Here is a 19,370-nt window from a genome sequence, read left to right as displayed (position 1 = left end):
GAGTGCCATGCGATTAAATCCCAGCCAACAACAAGCCGTCGAATTCGTTACTGGCCCCTGCCTGGTGTTGGCCGGTGCGGGATCGGGCAAAACCAGAGTTATCACTAACAAGATTGCCCATTTGATCCGCCAGTGTGGCTATCAACCGAAACATATTGCGGCGGTGACTTTTACCAATAAAGCGGCGCGTGAAATGAAAGAACGTGTGGCGCAAACATTGGGGCGTAAAGAAGCACGTGGCTTGATGATAGCAACCTTCCATACTCTGGGATTAGAGATTATCAAAAAAGAGTATGTGGCGTTGGGGATGAAATCCAACTTCTCGCTGTTTGATGCACAGGACCAATTGGGGCTATTGAAAGATCTGACCCACAAGTGGTTGGAAGACGATAAAACGTTACTGCAACAATTGATATCCCAGATCTCCAACTGGAAGAATGATCTGCTCTCGCCAGCGGCGGCTGCGGCACTGGCGCGATCCGAGCGTGATAAGCTGTTTGTGCATTGCTACGGCTTATATGACGCCCATTTGAAAGCCTGCAATGTGTTGGATTTCGACGACCTTATCACCCTGCCGACACTGCTGCTGCAAAACAATCTGGACGTGCGCGAACGCTGGCAAAATCGTCTGCGATACCTACTGGTCGATGAATACCAAGATACCAATACCAGCCAATATCAAATGGTTAAATTACTGGTGGGCAACCGGGCGCGTTTTACCGTAGTCGGTGATGATGACCAATCTATCTATTCATGGCGCGGAGCGCGACCACAGAACTTAGTCTTATTGAATGAAGATTTCCCGCAATTGCAGGTGATCAAGCTGGAGCAAAATTACCGCTCCTCGGGCCGTATTCTAAAGGCGGCAAATATTCTGATTGCCAATAACCCCCATGTTTTTGAAAAGAGACTCTTTTCTGAGCTGGGTTATGGCGATGAGCTGAAAGTGATCACTGCCAATAATGAAGATCATGAGGCGGAAAGAGTGATCGGTGAGCTTATCGCCCATCACTTTGTCAAAAAGACTCAATACAGTGATTACGCCATTTTGTATCGCGGTAACCATCAGTCGCGGTTGTTCGAAAAGCTACTGATGCAAAACCGTATCCCTTATCGTATTTCGGGAGGCGATTCATTTTTCTCGCGGCCAGAGATCAAAGACCTATTGGCGTATTTGCGGGTATTGACCAATCAGGACGATGACAGTGCATTTTTACGTATCGTGAATACACCCAAGCGTGAGATTGGTTCAACGACCGTGCAAAAACTGGGGGAATGGGCCAATTTACGTAATAAAAGCCTGTTTCGAGCCAGTTTTGATTTGGGATTAGGCGAGCATCTGAAAGGCCGTGGTCTGGAGTCATTGCAGCGTTTCACGCACTGGATAGATAGTATTATTCGGTTGGTAGAACGTGAGCCAGTGGCGGCAGTACGCGATCTGATTCACGGCATCGATTATGAAAGTTGGTTGTTCGAAACTTCTCCCAGCCCAAAAGCAGCAGAAATGCGGATGAAGAACGTTAATCTCTTATTCAGTTGGATGACTGAAATGCTGGAAGGCTCTGAGCTGAATGAGCCGATGACACTCACTCAGGTCGTTACACGTTTTACCCTACGCGACATGATGGAGCGGGGAGAAAGTGATGAAGAAGTGGATCAAGTGCAATTAATGACCTTGCATGCCTCCAAAGGGCTGGAGTTCCCTTATGTGTTTTTGGTTGGCATGGAGGAGGGCTTGCTGCCGCATCAAAGCAGTATCGATGAAGATAATGTAGATGAAGAGCGGCGCTTGGCCTATGTGGGTATCACCCGCGCCCAGCGTGAGTTGTTCTTTACCTTGTGCAAAGAGCGGCGGCAGTATGGTGAGCTGATTCGGCCGGAACCCAGTCGCTTTCTGATGGAGTTACCGCAAGACGACTTGAAATGGGAAGATGAGCGCAAAGCTGTTAGCCCGGAAGAGCGGATGCAGAAAGGCCAGAGTCATCTGGCCAATATTCGTGCGCAATTAGCGAATGCGAAGAAACAGTAGTGAAAGCTAAGAATTGCCACGAAGGCGAAAACAGTAACGGGCAGTGTCTTGGTCTGCCCGCTTTTACCCCGCTAAGGCGTTACGGGTTTGCCATCGACAGTCACGTTTTTCACGTCGCTGAAGTGCCAAGGGGTATCACCCCGTAACTCAGTAAAGACCACGTTATTAAATTCACTGTCACGTAAATCACTGATAGCGGTTGGGTTTACCTGTTTCAATTGCACATTGTTGACATGTACCAAACGGTGCCAGGCTTGGTTTGCCGTATCGCCTTTGATTTCAATCGCAGCGTTTTTGCCGGTTATATTATCTAATGTCACATTGTTTACTGTGAAATCATAGAATTGAGCCGGTATTTTAGCTGGTGGATAGTCGATATTGGCATTACTGTCGGCATAGTCCAGCGTCATCACTACCGCCTGTTTGGCCAAATCGCGCATGGCATTATTACGGAATGTCACGTTACGGGCGCCACCACCAATGGTGCTGGTGCTCTTGGCACGCAGGCCAATATCGGTCAGATACATCACGTTGTTTTCCGCCAGAATATCCTCAATCCAGGCACCGGTATGGCTACCGGTTACAATGGCACCGTGGCCCATACGGAAATAGTTATTAAACAGCCATGCACCTTTCATCGGCTCTTGCTGCTGTGCTTTTTCTCCAGTACCGGCAGCAAAATTGATGCAGTCGTCGCCAGTATCAAAGAAGTTATTAAACACCATTACATTTTGGCTATTACCAAACTCGATACCATCACCGTTGTTTGCATCATAGGTTTGATGAATTAAACCGTTGGCGACCACGTTGTGGTTTTCCAGATTCATAATGCCGTGGAATGCGGGGTTACGTACGGTAAAACCTGCCAGATAGACGTTCTCTACACCGCGCAATGTCATCAGGCTGGAGCGACGTTGACCATAGGCATTTTTCAAATCCATACCATCAGAAACAGCCTTCTCAACCTGATTTTTAGCCAGAATCCCATCTTCATGCACTTTGCTGTTTTTGCTCGCCACATATTGTGGCAATGGATGACCTAGCTCATCGGTCACTTCAGCCGTTTTTGCCCGTTGCCAGCCATTACCATCAATCACCCCCGGACCGGTAATACGGATGTTGCGGAAAGTCCCTGGTGTGCTTTTATTCGGGTCAATGGCATTGATCAGTGAGGCTGGGCGCTCAATGGTGGAATAGGGATATAAACGGTAACCCGCTGGATAATCATCAGGGTTCTCTGAGCCTAATAGTGTTGCACCTGCTTGCAGGTTGAGGGTCATATCACTTTTTAGCCACAGCGCGCCACTTTTGAAAGTACCCGCGGGGATTTCAACCCGGCAGCCTGGCTTACAACTATCGATTGCCTGTTGGATCGCCTTGGTATTCAATGTCTTGCCATCATCAACTGCGCCGAAGTCGCGCACGTTGACGATTTGTGGTTTGGCGCTGGTTTTTGCCGTAACAAGATTACTGGCAGCGGATAACGAGCCATCAGCATATTGGGCTTTTACCGTGAATTGATAGCGGGTATCGGGTTTCAGGCCATCAACGGTGAAGTTTTGTAGCACAATCTTATGCTGGAAATTATCTTTATCATTGGCATAAAAGTGATCGATATAGGGCTTGGCGGGAGAGAATTTATTATTGTTATCACTGGCTTTACCCAGCAGCTTTCCAGCAGAATAAATTTGATAATCGACAATTTTACCTGTGTCTTCTGGTGCTTTCCACACTAATACAATAGTGCTCTCATCATAAGCGAGAGTAGGAACCTGAAGCTGTTGAGGGGCATCGTGGGCACTTGTTTTAGCTGCAATTGCCGTTGGGGTGCTGGCTATCAGACTGGACATCATTACCAACATAGCCAAGCTATGTGGACGTTGAAGCTGTGCTCGCATTGTTACCTCTTCCAAAAAAGAAACGTCGTTTTATAAAAATACACACAATGTTTCTTTTTTAAGCTGAGGATGATCACAATCTGATGGTTTTGTAGAGATTTCAGTGTGAAGGATGAGGGGATAGGGCGACTCAGGCCGCCCAACAGCAAAGAATTTAATTAAGTTCTTCTAATGACAGTGGCCATTGGACATAGCTTTGCCAATGGCTTTCCTGTTCCAGCGCCTCTGCTCGATAAGGGTGCTGTTGTAACCAGCCATGGGGTAGCAGCACATAAAGAACCTCGCCCGTGGCCCGAAGCCTGACGGCTGGTAAGGTATCATCCCGCCGACGGCTGGAGAAAATAATCGACAGACGCAGGATTCGACACAGACGCTGTGCCATATTCACCGGCAATGCATTCTGCTGATTCAACAGGGACAAATCGAGAGTATCACTCTGGTTTTGCAACAATGCGGACAGTAATAGCTTTTGCGCGGGGGTAAAACCGGGTAGGTCTAGATTGCGGATCAGATAAGCAGCATGTTGGGGAGCATGTTTAAAATCGACACTTAGACCAATTTCATGAATCAAACAGGCATTTTGCAATAACTCCCGACATCGACTATCGAGTTGCCACTCTTTTTCTACCTGTAGCAAAAAATTATCGGCCAACTTGCTCACGCGCTTGGCTTGTTCGATATCGAGTAAATAACGGCGCTGCAAATTGCGCACTGTCCGGCTACGAATATCTTGCTCGACCGGTAAATGAAGCATGCCGTAGACTAGCCCTTCGCGCAGCGCGCCGCCAGCCAGTGTCATACTGTCAATTGCCAGTTCCTGAAATATCGCAATCAAGATAGACAAACCACTGGGGAAAACCAGCGCTCGCTCTAGTGTTAAACCGGGAATCTCCAGTTCTTCCAACTTGCCGCACTGAATGGCTCTCTGCTTGAGCTGTTGTAATTTGGCCAGCGTGATCAGTTCATCCATGCCCTGAGCAACCATAATTTCTTGTAGGGCCTGAACCGTACCCGATGCTCCAACACAAATTTGCCAGCCATGGTCACGAAAACGGTTCGCGACCGGTTTGATCATCTCACGAGCAGCCAGTTCCGCACGCTCAAAATTGTCTTTTGCCAGATTGCGATCGCTAAAATAACGTTCCAGCCAGGTGACGCAACCCATTGATAAACTGACGAGAATGTTCGCTTGAGCACCATTGCCGGTGACCAGTTCGGTGCTACCACCGCCGATATCCACCACCAGCCGCTGCTCCGGCCCACCAGTGGTATGTGCCACACCATGATAAATCAGACGAGCTTCTTCTTCGCCACTGATGACCTGAATCGGACAACCAAGAATGTCGATTGCAGTTTGCAGGAACTCTTCAGCATTTGAGGCAAGACGCAGGGTTGCAGTTGCAACCACCCGGATCTGGTCCAAAGGAATGTCCTGCAAACGTTCTGAAAAGAGCTTCAGACATTGCCAGCCGCGTTCCATCGCTTCTTGTGATAAATGGTTTTGACTATCCAGACCCGCAGCCAGACGGACTTTCCGCTTGATTCGGGCCAACGTCTGGATACTGCCTGCCACCTCACGTACTACCAACATATGGAAACTGTTGGAGCCAAGATCGATGGCAGCATAAAGTGAGGTGGAACTTAGCATCATTTATCAGCTCGGTCGCTTACGGTTATTCCGTGGTGCACCACTGCGACGTGGGGCAGAGTTACGGCGTGGACCATTCCCGGTACGGGTACGGGCCAGACGTTTTGGCGCCGGCAAATCAGTTAATAGCGCATCGCTATTATATTTGCTTACCGGAATGCTATGACCGGTGTAGGTCTCGATAGCCGGTAAGTTTAACGCGTACTCTTCACATGCCAGGCTGATAGAATGACCACTTTCGCCAGCACGACCGGTACGGCCAATGCGGTGAACATAGTCTTCACAGTCGTCAGGTAGGTCATAGTTGAACACATGGGTGACCAGTGGAATGTGCAAGCCACGGGCGGCAACATCGGTAGCAACCAGAATATCCAAATCACCTTTGGTAAAATCTTCCAAAATACGAAGGCGTTTTTTCTGTGCCACATCACCGGTCAGTAAACCAACACGATGACCATCAGCAGCCAGGTGACCCCAGATCTCTTCACAACGATGTTTGGTATTGGCAAAAATAATACAGCGGTCTGGCCACTCTTCTTCTATCAACGTCTGAAGCAGACGCATTTTTTCTTCATTTGAAGGGTAGAACAGCTCTTCCTGAATGCGGTGGCCGGTTTTTTGTAACGGTTCCACTTCAACATATTCAGCGTTATTCATTTGTTCGAATGCCAATTCACGTACCCGGTACGAGAGTGTGGCAGAGAACAACATGTTTAAACGTTTATCAACGGAAGGCATACGGCGGAACAGCCAGCGGATATCTTTAATAAAGCCCAGATCGTACATCCGATCAGCTTCATCCAGAACCACAACCTGAATCGCACCGAGGTTAATATAATTTTGTTTCGCGTAGTCGATTAAACGGCCAGTAGTACCGATCAGAATGTCAACGCCACTTTCCAGCACTTTAAGCTGTTTATCGTAGCCGTCACCACCATAAGCCAAGCCTAATTTCAGGCCAGTCATCTGGGAAAGTGATTCCGCATCGGAGTGAATTTGTACTGCTAATTCACGCGTTGGTGCCATAATCAATGCGCGTGGTTGATTAGTCTGGCGACCCTCTTCAGCCGGGTGAGAAAGCAAATAATGGAAAGTAGACGCTAAGAATGCCAGCGTCTTGCCGGTACCTGTTTGCGCCTGACCCGCTACATCACGCCCAGAGAGGGTGAGTGGCAATGCTAACGCCTGGATCGGCGTACAGTTATGAAACCCTTTGTTTTCAAGAGCTTCTATAACTAGCGGGTGCAGGGCGAAGTCGGAAAACTTCAGTTCGGTCAAGTGTGTTTTGCTCATAGTGTGGTAGAATATCAGCTAACTATTGCTTTACGAAAGCGTATCCGGTGAAATAAAGTCATCCTATTGTTGGTTAATGCTACACCAACGAGGTAGACACAATCCTTTGGAGTAGAACATGAGCGATAAAATTATTCACCTGAGTGACGACAGCTTCGACACTGACGTGCTGAAAGCCAGCGGCCTGGTTCTGGTCGATTTCTGGGCTGAATGGTGTGGTCCGTGCAAGATGATTGCTCCGATTTTGGATGAAATTGCTGAAGAGTATGAAGGCAGACTGACCATCACTAAATTGAATATTGATGATAATCAGGGCACGGCACCGAAATACGGTATCCGTGGTATCCCTACACTGTTGTTATTCCGTGACGGTGAAGTAGTGGCCACCAAAGTGGGTGCCTTGTCTAAAGGCCAGCTTAAAGCCTTCTTGGATGCAAATCTGTAAGCGGTATTAGCCGTCAATGATGAAAGTCATTGGCGTTACAGCATTTATGCCTGCCCGCAGGCTGAACCTCAAGGATGAGGCTCATTCACCCAATGAGCTGGCGCAGGTCAGTTATTCGGGTCAGAAGAGCCACTAGCATAGCTGCGGCTCCAAGGCTGTAGGGTATGTTTAGCGGCAGTTGTGATTTCTCACACTGACCGCTAGACGCCTGCAAAGAAGCGTGTTAAGTTTACTCCACTGCATATAGAACATTCCTGTGTATCGTGTCCGGGTTTATAGCATCTAGCTTATTCTTTAGTATCTAATTTACTCTTTAGCATCTAATAAATAGTCTGTAGCACCTAAATAGTTTGAATCTAAAGCATTACTCTATGTCGAAACAATGTGTGTTGAGAATGATTATGAACTCAATCAGTTTTTTGACAGTCTAACGGTTTTACAAATCAGTCTAAGGCACCTTCAATCTTTTGACCGTTGTGTCGCGCAAATCTCGCGTAAGTCATTACTTGCGTAGTTTGTTCAAGACCGGTGATTGAATGTCCCATTAAACAGGCACGGATGACGCTGCCATACCATTCACGACCATAGTTCGAGACATACCCCGAGTTTAAGAACCCACCATTATGAATCTTACCGAATTAAAGAACACGCCGGTTTCTGATCTGATAACACTTGGCGAAAATATGGGGCTGGAAAACCTGGCCCGGATGCGTAAACAAGATATTATTTTCTCTATTCTTAAGCAGCACGCGAAAAGTGGAGAAGATATCTTCGGTGACGGTGTATTGGAGATATTGCAGGATGGATTTGGTTTCCTCCGCTCTGCAGACAGCTCCTACCTCGCCGGTCCCGACGACATCTATGTATCCCCAAGCCAAATTCGCCGTTTCAACCTTCGCACTGGTGATACCGTTGCCGGTAAGATTCGTCCGCCGAAAGAGGGTGAGCGTTATTTTGCATTGTTAAAAGTTAACGAAGTTAACTACGACAAACCGGAAAACGCCCGTAACAAAATCCTGTTCGAAAACTTAACCCCATTACATGCCAACTCTCGTCTGCGCATGGAACGTGGTAATGGTTCGACGGAAGATTTAACTGCCCGTGTACTTGATTTGGCCTCGCCAATCGGTCGCGGTCAACGTGGTCTGATTGTGGCACCGCCTAAAGCGGGTAAAACTATGCTGTTGCAGAACATCGCTACCAGCATTGCTTACAATCACCCTGATTGCGTCTTGATGGTATTGCTGATTGACGAACGTCCTGAAGAAGTGACTGAGATGCAACGTCTGGTTAAGGGTGAAGTTATCGCTTCCACTTTTGATGAGCCAGCATCCCGTCACGTTCAGGTAGCTGAAATGGTTATCGAGAAAGCGAAACGTCTGGTTGAGCACAAAAAAGACGTTATCATCTTGCTGGACTCCATTACTCGTCTGGCCCGAGCATACAACACCGTAGTTCCTGCTTCAGGCAAAGTGCTGACAGGTGGTGTGGATGCTAACGCCTTGCATCGTCCTAAGCGTTTCTTTGGTGCTGCACGTAATGTTGAAGAGGGCGGTAGCCTGACTATCATTGCCACGGCATTGGTTGATACCGGTTCTAAAATGGATGAAGTTATCTATGAAGAATTTAAAGGTACCGGCAACATGGAACTGCATTTATCGCGCAAAATTGCCGAAAAACGTGTGTTCCCAGCCATCGATTTCAACCGCTCTGGTACACGTAAAGAAGAGCTGCTGACCACCACTGAAGAGCTGCAAAAAATGTGGATCTTGCGCCGTATTCTTCATCCAATGGGTGAAATCGATGCGATGGAGTTCCTCATCAGTAAACTGGCAACAGCGAAAACTAACGATCAGTTCTTCGATAATATGAGACGTTCGTAAGTCGAGTAAAATCAGTCAAAACGCCACGCACAGTCGTGGCGTTTTTTGCTTTTGGAATATACGATAGTTGGGTTTGTTATCCATTAAGTGATGGGCATTCCATAATTTATGGCTATTTTGGTAGTTATTCTCATTACCAATGAGAAAATAGCAAAAAATAGAGTTGGGAATAACAAGCAAGGCTGTCATCATATTCGGAAATAACTGAAAGCGTGGGGAAGGCATGGTATGTGCCAAGCCGCATGCTAAGCTGTCGTATCATTTTTGCAGAGAGCGGTTAAACGTGAACTTACTCACTATGAGTACTGAGATATTTGTTATATTCCTGTTTTCTCTGGCATTTTTATTTGTTGCTCGCAAAGTTGCCAAGAAAATCGGACTTGTTGATAAACCTAATTACCGCAAACGCCACCAAGGGTTGATTCCATTAGTGGGCGGAATATCTGTGTTTGCGGGTATTTGTTTTACCTTTCTGATAACCAATCAGCAGATCCCTCATTTCCGACTCTATCTCGGTTGCGCCGGTTTATTGGTGTTCATTGGTGCTTTAGATGATCGCTTTGATATCAGTGTAAAAATCCGTGCCTTTGTTCAGGCATTGGTGGGTATCGCCATGATGGTAGTCGCAGGGCTCTATTTGCGGAGCCTGGGACATGCTTTTGGTCCGTGGGAGATGTCATTAGGGCCATTTGGCTATGTCGTCACACTGTTCGCGGTGTGGGCAGCGATAAATGCTTTCAATATGGTGGATGGTATTGATGGTTTACTGGGGGGGTTGTCTTGTGTCTCTTTCGGTGCCATGGGTATTCTATTGTATCAAAGCGGGCTGATGGCATTGGCATTATGGTGCTTTGCCATGATAGCCGCTATCTTGCCTTATATTCTGTTAAACCTTGGGTTATTAGGGCGTCGCTATAAAGTCTTTATGGGTGATGCGGGCAGTACGCTAATTGGCTTCACCGCTATTTGGATGTTGCTGCAAACCACACAAGGGAATTCCCATCCGATTAACCCGGTGACTGCATTATGGATTATTGCAATTCCATTGATGGATATGATTGCCATCATGTACCGACGTTTACGTAAAGGAATGAGTCCTTTCTCACCAGACCGTCAACATATCCACCACTTGATTATGCGTGCCGGTTTTACCTCACGGCAGGCATTTGTCTTAATTACACTGGCGGCAGCGTTGTTAGCGGCGATTGGTGTTATTGGCGAAAGGCTGACATTTGTCCCTGAATGGGTGATGTTGGCATTATTCTTGCTTGCATTTCTGTTGTATGGCTACTGCATTAAACGAGCATGGCGTGTGGCACGTTTTATCAAACGGATGAAGCGTCGGATGCGTCGTGCATCGCAAAATAAGCATGAATCTTAACCTGAGGCTTTTAGGCAGTGATGAAACCAGAATCGATGTCGACTGATAAAACAGGGTCTACCCATAATGAGCCTACTGTGGATAACGAATTAGATATCCGCAGCCTGTTCCGTACTCTTTGGCGCGGTAAGGTGTGGATTATCGGTATGGCAATTCTTTTTGCTGCAATCGCGCTGGGTGTTTCCTATCTGGTGAAACAACAGTGGAGTGCAACAGCCATTACTGACCGGCCAACAGTCAATAATTTGGGTGGTTTTTATTCTCAGCAGCAGTTTTTACGTAATCTGGATACTCGCATCAATAGCGGAGTTGCCAGTGAGCAACCCGGTATCTCTGACGAAGCTTATGGTGAGTTTATTACCCAACTTGCGGCTTACGATACCCGTCGTGATTTCTGGCTGCAAAGTGATTACTACAAACAGCGTCTGGAAGGTGATGCCAAGGCTGATGCCGCATTACTGGATGAGCTGATAAACAATATTGTTTTCACCCCACGCGATGACAAGAAAATGCTGAATGACAGCATTAAATTGACGGCAGAAACGGCCAGTGATTCCAATAAATTACTCCGTGGTTATATTGATTTTGCCAGTCAGCGTGCAGCTAGCCATTTGAATGATGAGATTCAAGGGGCATGGGCGGCTCGTACTCAATCGATGAAAGCACAAGTTAAACGGCAAGAAGCGGTCGCTCAAGCGGTGTTTGATCGTGAAGTGACGGCAGTTAAGCAAGCATTGAAAGTCGCAGGTCAGCAAGGAATTAACCGAAACCAAACAGATACTCCGGCAGAGCAGTTACCAGATTCCAAGATGTTTATGCTGGGTAAACCGATGCTTGAAGCCCGTTTGGAAACATTACAGGCTACCGGACCAAGTTTTGATATTGATTACGATCAGAACCGTGCCATGCTGGCAACATTGAACGTCGGTCCAACGTTGGATAAAACGTTCCAGACATATCGCTACTTACGTACACCGGAAGATCCAGTTACCCGTGATAGTCCGCGCCGTATTTTCCTGCTGATTATGTGGGGTGCGATTGGTGCACTGGTTGGGGCTGGGGTGGTGTTGGTTCGTCGTACCAGTATACCAGCGTAATTCATTGGCGTTGCCGTCGGGTAAAACGGCCATGTAGCAGCGCCAGGTAAAAAGAGTATAAATCGTTAATGGGCGCATTGTGCGCCCAACTTGCAGGCGTTGTCTGCGGCTAACTGACCTTAAAGAGATTCACTGTGAAAGTGTTGACTGTTTTTGGCACCCGGCCTGAAGCCATTAAGATGGCTCCTCTGGTGCATGCCTTGGCTCAGGATGAAGCCTTTGAATCGAGAGTCTGCGTGACGGCCCAGCATCGCGAGATGCTGGATCAAGTGTTACGCTTATTTGAGATTCAACCGGACTATGATTTAAATATCATGAAACCGGGACAGGGATTGACGGAAATAACCTGCCGTATTTTGGAAGGGTTAAAGCCTGTTCTAGCAGAATTTAAGCCAGACGTTATTTTGGTTCATGGCGATACGACCACGACACTATCAACCAGCCTGGCAGCATTTTATCACCGTATTCCTGTCGGCCACGTCGAGGCTGGATTGCGCACAGGGAATCTCTATTCTCCGTGGCCGGAAGAGGCCAACCGTCAACTGACGGGGCATCTTGCTATGTACCATTTCGCGCCGACCGAGAATTCCCGCCAAAACCTGCTCCGTGAGATGGTGCCGGCGAACCGCATTTTTGTCACCGGCAATACGGTGATCGATGCGCTGTTCTGGGTGCGGGATCGGGTGATGAATAACCCGGAGTTACGCTCCAGCCTGGCGCAACGCTACCCGTTCCTTGATACCAGTAAGAAGATGATTTTGGTCACGGGTCACCGTCGTGAGAGCTTTGGTGGTGGTTTTGAGCGGATTTGCAGTGCGTTAGCTGAAATTGCCCTTAAGCACCCCGAGGTGCAGGTGGTTTATCCGGTGCATCTCAACCCGAATGTCAGTGAGCCGGTCAATCGTATCTTGAAGGGTATTGATAATATCATTCTGATTGACCCGCAAGATTACTTGCCATTCGTTTATCTGATGAACCACGCTTACCTGATCCTGACCGATTCTGGCGGTATTCAGGAAGAAGCGCCTTCATTAGGTAAGCCGGTGCTGGTGATGCGTGATACCACCGAACGCCCGGAAGCAGTCGATTCCGGTACGGTTCTGTTGGTTGGCACTAATATTAATAAAATTGTCGATGCAGTGACCCGCTTGCTCACTGATGAAACTGCCTATCATCAAATGACACGGGCGCATAATCCTTACGGTGACGGGCATGCCTGTCAACGCATCCTTGAAGCTTTAAAGAATCATCAGGTGACGTTATGAGTTTTGAAACTATTTCTGTTATCGGTCTTGGGTACATTGGTCTGCCAACTGCTGCTGCTTTCGCGTCGCGCAAGAAGAAAGTGATTGGGGTTGATGTCAACGCCCATGCTGTTGAAACCATTAATCGCGGTGCTATCCATATCGTGGAGCCGGATTTAGATAAAGTGGTGAAGATTGCTGTTGAAGGCGGTTACCTGCAAGCGGTGACCAAACCGCTGGCAGCTGATGCGTTTCTTATTGCCGTACCGACACCGTTTAAAGGCGATCACGAACCGGATATGGTTTATGTTGAATCAGCCGCTAAATCTATCGCCCCAGTATTGAAAAAAGGTGATCTGGTCATTCTGGAATCCACCTCTCCAGTTGGTGCGACTGAACAAATGGCCCAATGGCTGGCTGAAGTGCGCCCGGACCTGAGCTTCCCACAGCAAGCCGGTGAAGATGCTGATATCAACATCGCCTACTGCCCTGAACGTGTGTTACCCGGTCAGGTCATGGTTGAACTGATTCAGAATGACCGTGTTATCGGTGGTATGACGCCGAAATGCTCCGCCCGTGCCAGTGAGTTGTATAAAATCTTCCTCGAAGGCGAATGTGTGGTGACTAACTCCCGCACCGCTGAGATGTGTAAGCTGACGGAAAACAGCTTCCGTGACGTTAACATTGCTTTTGCCAATGAGTTGTCACTGATTTGTGATGAGCAGGGCATCAATGTGTGGGAACTGATTCGCCTGGCGAACCGTCACCCACGCGTAAATATTTTGCAGCCAGGTCCAGGTGTGGGCGGTCACTGTATCGCGGTTGATCCATGGTTTATCGTTTCACAGAATCCACAATTGGCACGCTTGATCCACACGGCACGTTTGGTGAATGACGGCAAACCATTGTGGGTGGTGGATCGGGTTAAAGCCGCCGTTGCTGATTGTTTGGCAGCCACCAATAAACGTGCTTCTGAAGTGAAAATTGCCTGCTTTGGCTTGGCATTTAAACCCAATATTGATGACCTGCGTGAAAGCCCGGCAGTCGAAATTGCCCATTTGATCGCCGAATGGCATATCGGCGAAACATTAGTAGTTGAACCTAATGTTGAGCAACTGCCAAAATCACTGGCAGGTCACGTGACACTGAAAGACACCGCGACTGCGTTGCAGCAAGCGGATGTGCTGGTGATGTTGGTCGATCACCGCCAATTCAAAGCAATTAAACCTGAAGATGTGAAGCAATTGTGGATTGTTGATACTAAAGGAGTATGGCGTTGAGACGTATCCTAGTTACTGGTGGGGCCGGTTTTATCGGCTCTGCAGTGGTAAGACATATTATCGATGGTACCTCAGACAGCGTAGTGGTGGTGGATAAGCTCACCTACGCCGGTAATCTGGAGTCACTGGCTGTTGTCGCCCAGAGCGAACGTTATGCATTTGAACAGGTAGATATCTGCGATCGCGCCGAATTGGATCGGGTTTTTGCGCACTATCAGCCGGATGTGGTGATGCATCTGGCAGCAGAAAGCCATGTGGACCGCTCGATTGATGGTCCAGCAGATTTTATCGAAACTAACGTGGTGGGCACTTACACTATGTTAGAAGCGGCGCGCCATTATTGGCAGCAACTGCACGCTGAGGCGAAATTAGCATTTCGCTTCCACCATATCTCAACTGATGAGGTGTATGGCGATCTGCATGGTACGGATGATCTGTTTACTGAAACTACACCTTATGCGCCAAGCAGCCCTTATTCAGCGTCTAAGGCGTCCAGTGACCATTTAGTTCGTGCCTGGTTGCGGACTTATGGCCTACCGACGCTGGTAACTAATTGCTCAAATAACTATGGTCCATATCATTTCCCTGAGAAGTTGATACCGCTGGTTATTCTGAATGCACTGGCGGGTAAACCGTTGCCGGTGTATGGCAATGGTGCACAGGTTCGCGACTGGTTGTATGTCGAAGACCACGCGCGGGCCTTGTATCAGGTGGTTACCGAAGGTGTGGTGGGCGAGACATACAATATTGGCGGCCATAATGAGCGCAAAAATATTGAAGTGGTTGAGACCATTTGTGCACTTCTGGATGAACTTATCCCCGCCAAACCGGCCGGAATTGTGCATTACCGTGACCTGATTACTTATGTCAAAGACCGTCCAGGCCATGATATGCGCTATGCCATCGATGCCGGCAAAATTGAGCGGGAATTAGGCTGGCGGCCACAGGAAACCTTTGAAAGCGGCATCCGCAAAACCGTATTGTGGTATTTGAATAATGAATCGTGGTGGCGGCGGGTTCAGGATGGTTCTTATGCCGGTGAGCGTTTGGGCTTAAGCGACTGACGATAGGTTTGAAGTCTATTAAACATTGGGATAACGTCATCCAGTAGTTTGCATGATGTTTTGCCTGTGTATAACGTCTGCCTGATAGTTTCAGGAGATTGTATGTTTCAGGAGATCGTATGAAAGGCATAATTCTGGCTGGTGGTTCCGGTACCCGCTTGCACCCCATCACCCGTGGCGTCTCTAAGCAACTGCTTCCCGTCTATGATAAACCAATGATTTACTATCCGCTGTCAGTGCTGATGCTGGCAGGGATCCGTGACATCCTGATTATTTCCACCCCAGAGGATTTACCATCATTTCAGCGCTTACTGGGCAATGGCGATGAGTTTGGTATTCATCTAAGTTATGCCGAACAACCGAGTCCCGACGGGCTGGCACAGGCATTTATTATCGGGGAAGAATTTATCGATAATCAGTCTTGCTGTTTGCTTCTTGGCGATAATATCTTCTTTGGTCAAAGCTTTAGTCCGAAATTGAGACATGTAGCGGAAAGGACCAAAGGGGCAACCGTTTTCGGTTATCAGGTGATGGATCCCGAGCGCTTTGGCGTAGTGGAATTTGACGACAATTTCCGCGCGTTATCTATCGAAGAGAAGCCAAGCCAGCCTAAATCCAATTGGGCGGTGACCGGGCTTTATTTTTATGATAATCAAGTTGTTGATTTTGCTAAACAAGTTAAACCATCGTCGCGTGGTGAACTGGAAATTACCAGTATCAACCAGATGTATCTGGAACGTGGTGAATTGACGGTTGAGTTATTGGGCCGTGGTTTTGCCTGGCTGGACACAGGGACGCATGACAGCCTGATTGAGGCCAGTACCTTTGTGCAAACCGTTGAAAAACGGCAAGGTTTCAAAATTGCCTGTCTGGAAGAGATCTCCTGGCGCAATGGCTGGTTGGATGATGAGGGTGTCAGGCGTGCGGCGACTGCGCTAGCCAAAACCGGTTACGGCAAATATCTATTGGATCTGTTACATGCCCGTCCACGCCAGTATTGAACCCTTGGCCTGGGAAAGTGAATTTTTCCAGCGCCACAGTGCAAAACTGATTTTCTCCGACTCAGCCCCGCTGCTTAATTCGGCTGAGTTGGAAGCTTTTACGCTTACCCAAGCTAAAGTACCTACCCATCGCCTTGATCTCATTGATTCTCTTGGTCAACTTGATTTCCATCTGGTGGAAGGAGAAGTCGATCTCTCGTTAGCCATTGATGTAAAAAATGTAATTGGCACGGAAAATGCTTTATCTGAGGCAGATGTCACTGTATCCAGACACCGAGTTGCAACGGCGGCGGATATCCCGCAATTGCGCAGCGTCGCCACCAATGCCTTTGCATTAAGTCGTTTCCGTGCGCCGTGGTATGACCCGCAGGACAGCGGCCGATTTTATGCATTGTGGGCAGAAAAAGCCGTATTGGGTACGTTCGACCATCAATGTTTATTGGTGACTGATACGTTGGGCCAGCTAGCGGGGTTTGTGACGCTACGAGACCTGCAAGATGGCAGTGCGCGTATTGGCTTGTTGGCGGTATTCCCCGAGGCACAGGGTAAAGGTGTTGGTTCATCGTTAATGTCGGCGGCAAAGCAGTGGTGCCATAGTCATGGGTTACAGCGGTTACGGGTAGCCACACAGATGAGCAATATTGCTGCTTTACGTCTTTATATTCGCAGTGGTGCTGCTATTGAGAGCACCGCGTATTGGTTATGCAGGGGATGAGATGATTCCATTTAACGCTCCACCAGTAGTAGGCTCCGAACTTGGTTATATGCAGGCCGCGATGGCTAGCGGTAAATTATGCGGTGATGGCGGTTTTACCCGTCGCTGTCAGCAGTGGGTGGAGCAGCGTTTCGGTTGCCCGAAAGTTTTACTGACGCCTTCTTGCACCGCCTCACTGGAAATGGCTGCGTTGTTACTGGATATCAAACCCGGCGACGAAGTGATCATGCCGAGTTTCACCTTTGTTTCCACCGCGAATGCCTTTGTGCTGCGTGGAGCAAAAATGGTGTTTGTCGATATCCGCCCAGATACCATGAATATCGATGAAACCAAGATTGAAGCCGCGATTACTGATAAAACCAAGGTTATCGTACCGGTCCATTATGCAGGTATTGCCTGTGAGATGGATACCATTATGGCATTGGCGAAAAAGCATGATCTGTTTGTGGTAGAAGATGCCGCTCAGGGTGTGATGTCCACCTACAAAGGCAAAGCGTTGGGGACTATTGGCCATATCGGCTGCTTTAGTTTCCATGAAACCAAGAATTACACGGCTGGCGGTGAAGGTGGCGCGACGCTAATTAACGACCCGTCACTGATAGATCGTGCTGAAGTGATTCGCGAAAAAGGCACCAACCGTAGTCAGTTCTTCCGTGGATTGGTAGATAAATATACCTGGCGTGATATCGGCTCTAGCTATCTGATGTCTGACTTACAGGCTGCTTATCTGTGGGGCCAGTTGGAAGCCGCAGAACAGATTAACCAACGCCGTTTGGCGCTGTGGCAGACCTATTATGATGCTTTCAAACCGTTGGCTGATGCTGGGCGCATTGATTTGCCAGTGATCCCCGGTGATGTGGTGCAAAATGCGCATATGTTTTATATCAAACTACGCGATATTGACGATCGTTCTAATTTTATCAGCTACTTAAAAGAAGCTGAGATTATGGCGGTATTCCATTATATTCCGTTGCATGGTTGCCCGGCAGGTGAGGCATTTGGCCGTATGGCGGGTGAAGACCGCTTTACCACCAAGGAGAGTGAGCGTCTGGTTCGCTTGCCTATCTTCTTTAACCTGACTGATGTGAATCAGAAAACGGTCATTAATACTGTTCTGAGTTTCTTCGCCTGATATGTCTCTGGCAAAAGCATCGATTTGGACTGCTGGCTCTACGCTGATTAAAATCGGCGTAGGGTTGTTAGTGGTTAAGCTGCTGGCGGTGACCTTTGGTCCCAGCGGCGTTGGGCAGGCAGGTAATTTTCGCCAGCTAATTACGGTATTAGGCGTGCTCTCCGGCGCGGGTATCTTTAACGGTATTACTAAGTATGTTGCTGAATATCATCAACAACCTGAACGTTTACGTGCGGTGCTGGGTACCTCTTCAGCGATAGTGTTGGGGTTCTCCACTCTGCTGGCGTTAATTTTTTTGCTGGCAGCTAAACCTGTTAGTTTTGCGTTATTCGGCCATGGGGATTACCAGAATGTGGTGCGCGCAGTGGCGCTTATCCAGATGGGTATTGCCTACGCCAACCTGTTTCTGGCGATCCTCAAAGGCTATCGCGACGCCATGGGTAATGCGCTGGCGGTGATAGGCGGCAGTCTGATTGGTGTCGTGGCGTATTATCTTTGCTTTCGTATCGGCGGTTATCCCGGCGCATTAGTGGGGTTGGCATTAGTCCCCGCGCTGGTGGTGATACCTGCGGCAGCCATGCTGATTCGCCGCAAGACTATCCCCCTAAGTTATCTTAAACTTAGCTGGGACAAGGCATTAGCCAGCCATTTAGGTAAGTTTACCATCATGGCACTGATTACCTCAGTGACCTTGCCAGTCGCCTATGTGATGATGCGTAACTTGCTGGCAGATCAGTATGGTTGGGATGCCGTCGGGATCTGGCAGGGGGTAAGCAGTATTTCAGATGCTTATCTACAATTTATTACGGCCTCATTTACGGTCTATTTGCTACCCACACTCTCAAGGCTCAAAGCTAAAGCGGATATCTCTCGTGAAATCCTGCGCTCACTGAAGTTTGTCTTACCGGCAGTGGCGACCGCCAGTTTGATGGTGTGGCTGTTACGTGATTTTGCTATCTGGCTGCTGTTTTCGCACCAGTTTACCGCTATGCGTGACCTTTTTGCCTGGCAGTTGGTGGGCGATGTGTTGAAAGTCGGGTCGTATGTGTTTGGCTATCTGGTGATTGCCAAAGCCTCTTTGCGCTTTTACATTCTGACGGAAGTGAGTCAGTTCTTACTGTTGACCGGGTTTGCCCATTGGTTAATTCCAATGAATGGCTCTTTAGGTGCAGCACAGGCCTATATGGCAACTTATATCGTCTATTTTGCGCTCTGTAGCTGCGTATTCATTATGTATCGTAGACATTCATCACCGTAGAC

General features: G+C 48.2%; 15 protein-coding genes. 12 read left to right on the top strand and 3 right to left on the bottom strand.

All coding sequences use genetic code 11. The annotated features are described in order from the left end of the window. Positions 1–7 precede the first annotated feature (7 nt). Positions 8–2,029, top strand: a complete 2,022-nt coding sequence (rep, locus tag Q2T72_RS20780; RefSeq protein ID WP_083161866.1) for a DNA helicase Rep — start codon at positions 8–10, stop codon at positions 2,027–2,029. Positions 2,030–2,100: 71 nt separating this feature from the next. Here the strand turns inward: rep and Q2T72_RS20775 are convergent, their stop codons facing one another. The 3 genes from Q2T72_RS20775 to rhlB all read right to left on the bottom strand — a co-directional run bounded on the left by Q2T72_RS20775 (position 2,101) and on the right by rhlB (position 6,868). Further along, positions 2,101–3,927, bottom strand: a complete 1,827-nt coding sequence (locus tag Q2T72_RS20775) for a glycosyl hydrolase family 28 protein (RefSeq protein WP_083161868.1) — start codon at positions 3,925–3,927, stop codon at positions 2,101–2,103. A gap of 154 nt (positions 3,928–4,081) precedes the next feature. After that, positions 4,082–5,575 (bottom strand): exopolyphosphatase, encoded by a 1,494-nt coding sequence (gene ppx, locus Q2T72_RS20770; protein WP_372569922.1) that lies wholly within the window; start codon positions 5,573–5,575, stop codon positions 4,082–4,084. A 6-nt stretch (positions 5,576–5,581) separates the two neighbouring features. Next, a complete protein-coding gene (rhlB, locus tag Q2T72_RS20765; protein ID WP_005190253.1) occupies positions 5,582–6,868 on the bottom strand; it encodes an ATP-dependent RNA helicase RhlB in 1,287 nt (428 codons plus the stop codon). Between the two features lie 118 nt (positions 6,869–6,986). On the opposite strand from rhlB, the gene trxA reads away from it, so the two are divergent. From trxA to wzxE, 11 genes are all read left to right on the top strand, one after another. Next, the gene (gene trxA, locus Q2T72_RS20760) at positions 6,987–7,313 is read left to right on the top strand and encodes a thioredoxin TrxA (RefSeq protein WP_004714235.1); all 327 of its coding nucleotides are present in this window, start codon (positions 6,987–6,989) and stop codon (positions 7,311–7,313) included. A 623-nt stretch (positions 7,314–7,936) separates the two neighbouring features. After that, positions 7,937–9,196, top strand: a complete 1,260-nt coding sequence (gene rho / locus Q2T72_RS20755) for a transcription termination factor Rho (protein WP_004704159.1) — start codon at positions 7,937–7,939, stop codon at positions 9,194–9,196. A gap of 283 nt (positions 9,197–9,479) precedes the next feature. Further along, complete coding sequence (gene wecA, locus Q2T72_RS20750) at positions 9,480–10,577, top strand: UDP-N-acetylglucosamine--undecaprenyl-phosphate N-acetylglucosaminephosphotransferase (RefSeq protein ID WP_083164000.1); 1,098 nt, start codon at positions 9,480–9,482, stop codon at positions 10,575–10,577. A gap of 20 nt (positions 10,578–10,597) precedes the next feature. Beyond that, positions 10,598–11,674, top strand: coding sequence for an ECA polysaccharide chain length modulation protein (gene wzzE / locus Q2T72_RS20745; protein WP_193784859.1), 1,077 nt, complete (start codon positions 10,598–10,600; stop codon positions 11,672–11,674). Positions 11,675–11,808: 134 nt separating this feature from the next. Next, positions 11,809–12,939 (top strand): non-hydrolyzing UDP-N-acetylglucosamine 2-epimerase, encoded by a 1,131-nt coding sequence (gene wecB / locus Q2T72_RS20740; RefSeq protein ID WP_083161872.1) that lies wholly within the window; start codon positions 11,809–11,811, stop codon positions 12,937–12,939. After that, positions 12,936–14,198, top strand: a complete 1,263-nt coding sequence (wecC, locus tag Q2T72_RS20735) for a UDP-N-acetyl-D-mannosamine dehydrogenase (protein ID WP_372569767.1) — start codon at positions 12,936–12,938, stop codon at positions 14,196–14,198. Before wecB ends, wecC begins: the two co-directional genes overlap by 4 nt. Then, a complete protein-coding gene (gene rffG, locus Q2T72_RS20730) occupies positions 14,189–15,262 on the top strand; it encodes a dTDP-glucose 4,6-dehydratase (protein WP_372569766.1) in 1,074 nt (357 codons plus the stop codon). The genes wecC and rffG overlap by 10 nt, the downstream gene beginning before the upstream one ends. A 119-nt stretch (positions 15,263–15,381) precedes the next feature. After that, complete coding sequence (gene rfbA, locus Q2T72_RS20725) at positions 15,382–16,263, top strand: glucose-1-phosphate thymidylyltransferase RfbA (protein ID WP_372569765.1); 882 nt, start codon at positions 15,382–15,384, stop codon at positions 16,261–16,263. Further along, positions 16,241–16,978, top strand: a complete 738-nt coding sequence (rffC, locus tag Q2T72_RS20720; protein WP_372569764.1) for a dTDP-4-amino-4,6-dideoxy-D-galactose acyltransferase — start codon at positions 16,241–16,243, stop codon at positions 16,976–16,978. Before rfbA ends, rffC begins: the two co-directional genes overlap by 23 nt. A gap of 1 nt (position 16,979) precedes the next feature. Then, complete coding sequence (gene rffA, locus Q2T72_RS20715) at positions 16,980–18,110, top strand: dTDP-4-amino-4,6-dideoxygalactose transaminase (RefSeq protein ID WP_372569763.1); 1,131 nt, start codon at positions 16,980–16,982, stop codon at positions 18,108–18,110. Between the two features lies 1 nt (position 18,111). Beyond that, positions 18,112–19,368, top strand: a complete 1,257-nt coding sequence (gene wzxE / locus Q2T72_RS20710; protein WP_083161882.1) for a lipid III flippase WzxE — start codon at positions 18,112–18,114, stop codon at positions 19,366–19,368. Positions 19,369–19,370: the final 2 nt, after the last annotated feature.

The organism is Yersinia sp. 2466 StPb PI, assembly GCF_041538325.1.
GTDB classification, from domain to species: Bacteria; Pseudomonadota; Gammaproteobacteria; order Enterobacterales; family Enterobacteriaceae; genus Yersinia; species Yersinia enterocolitica_E.
This window is presented reverse-complemented; position numbering and strand designations above follow the sequence as displayed.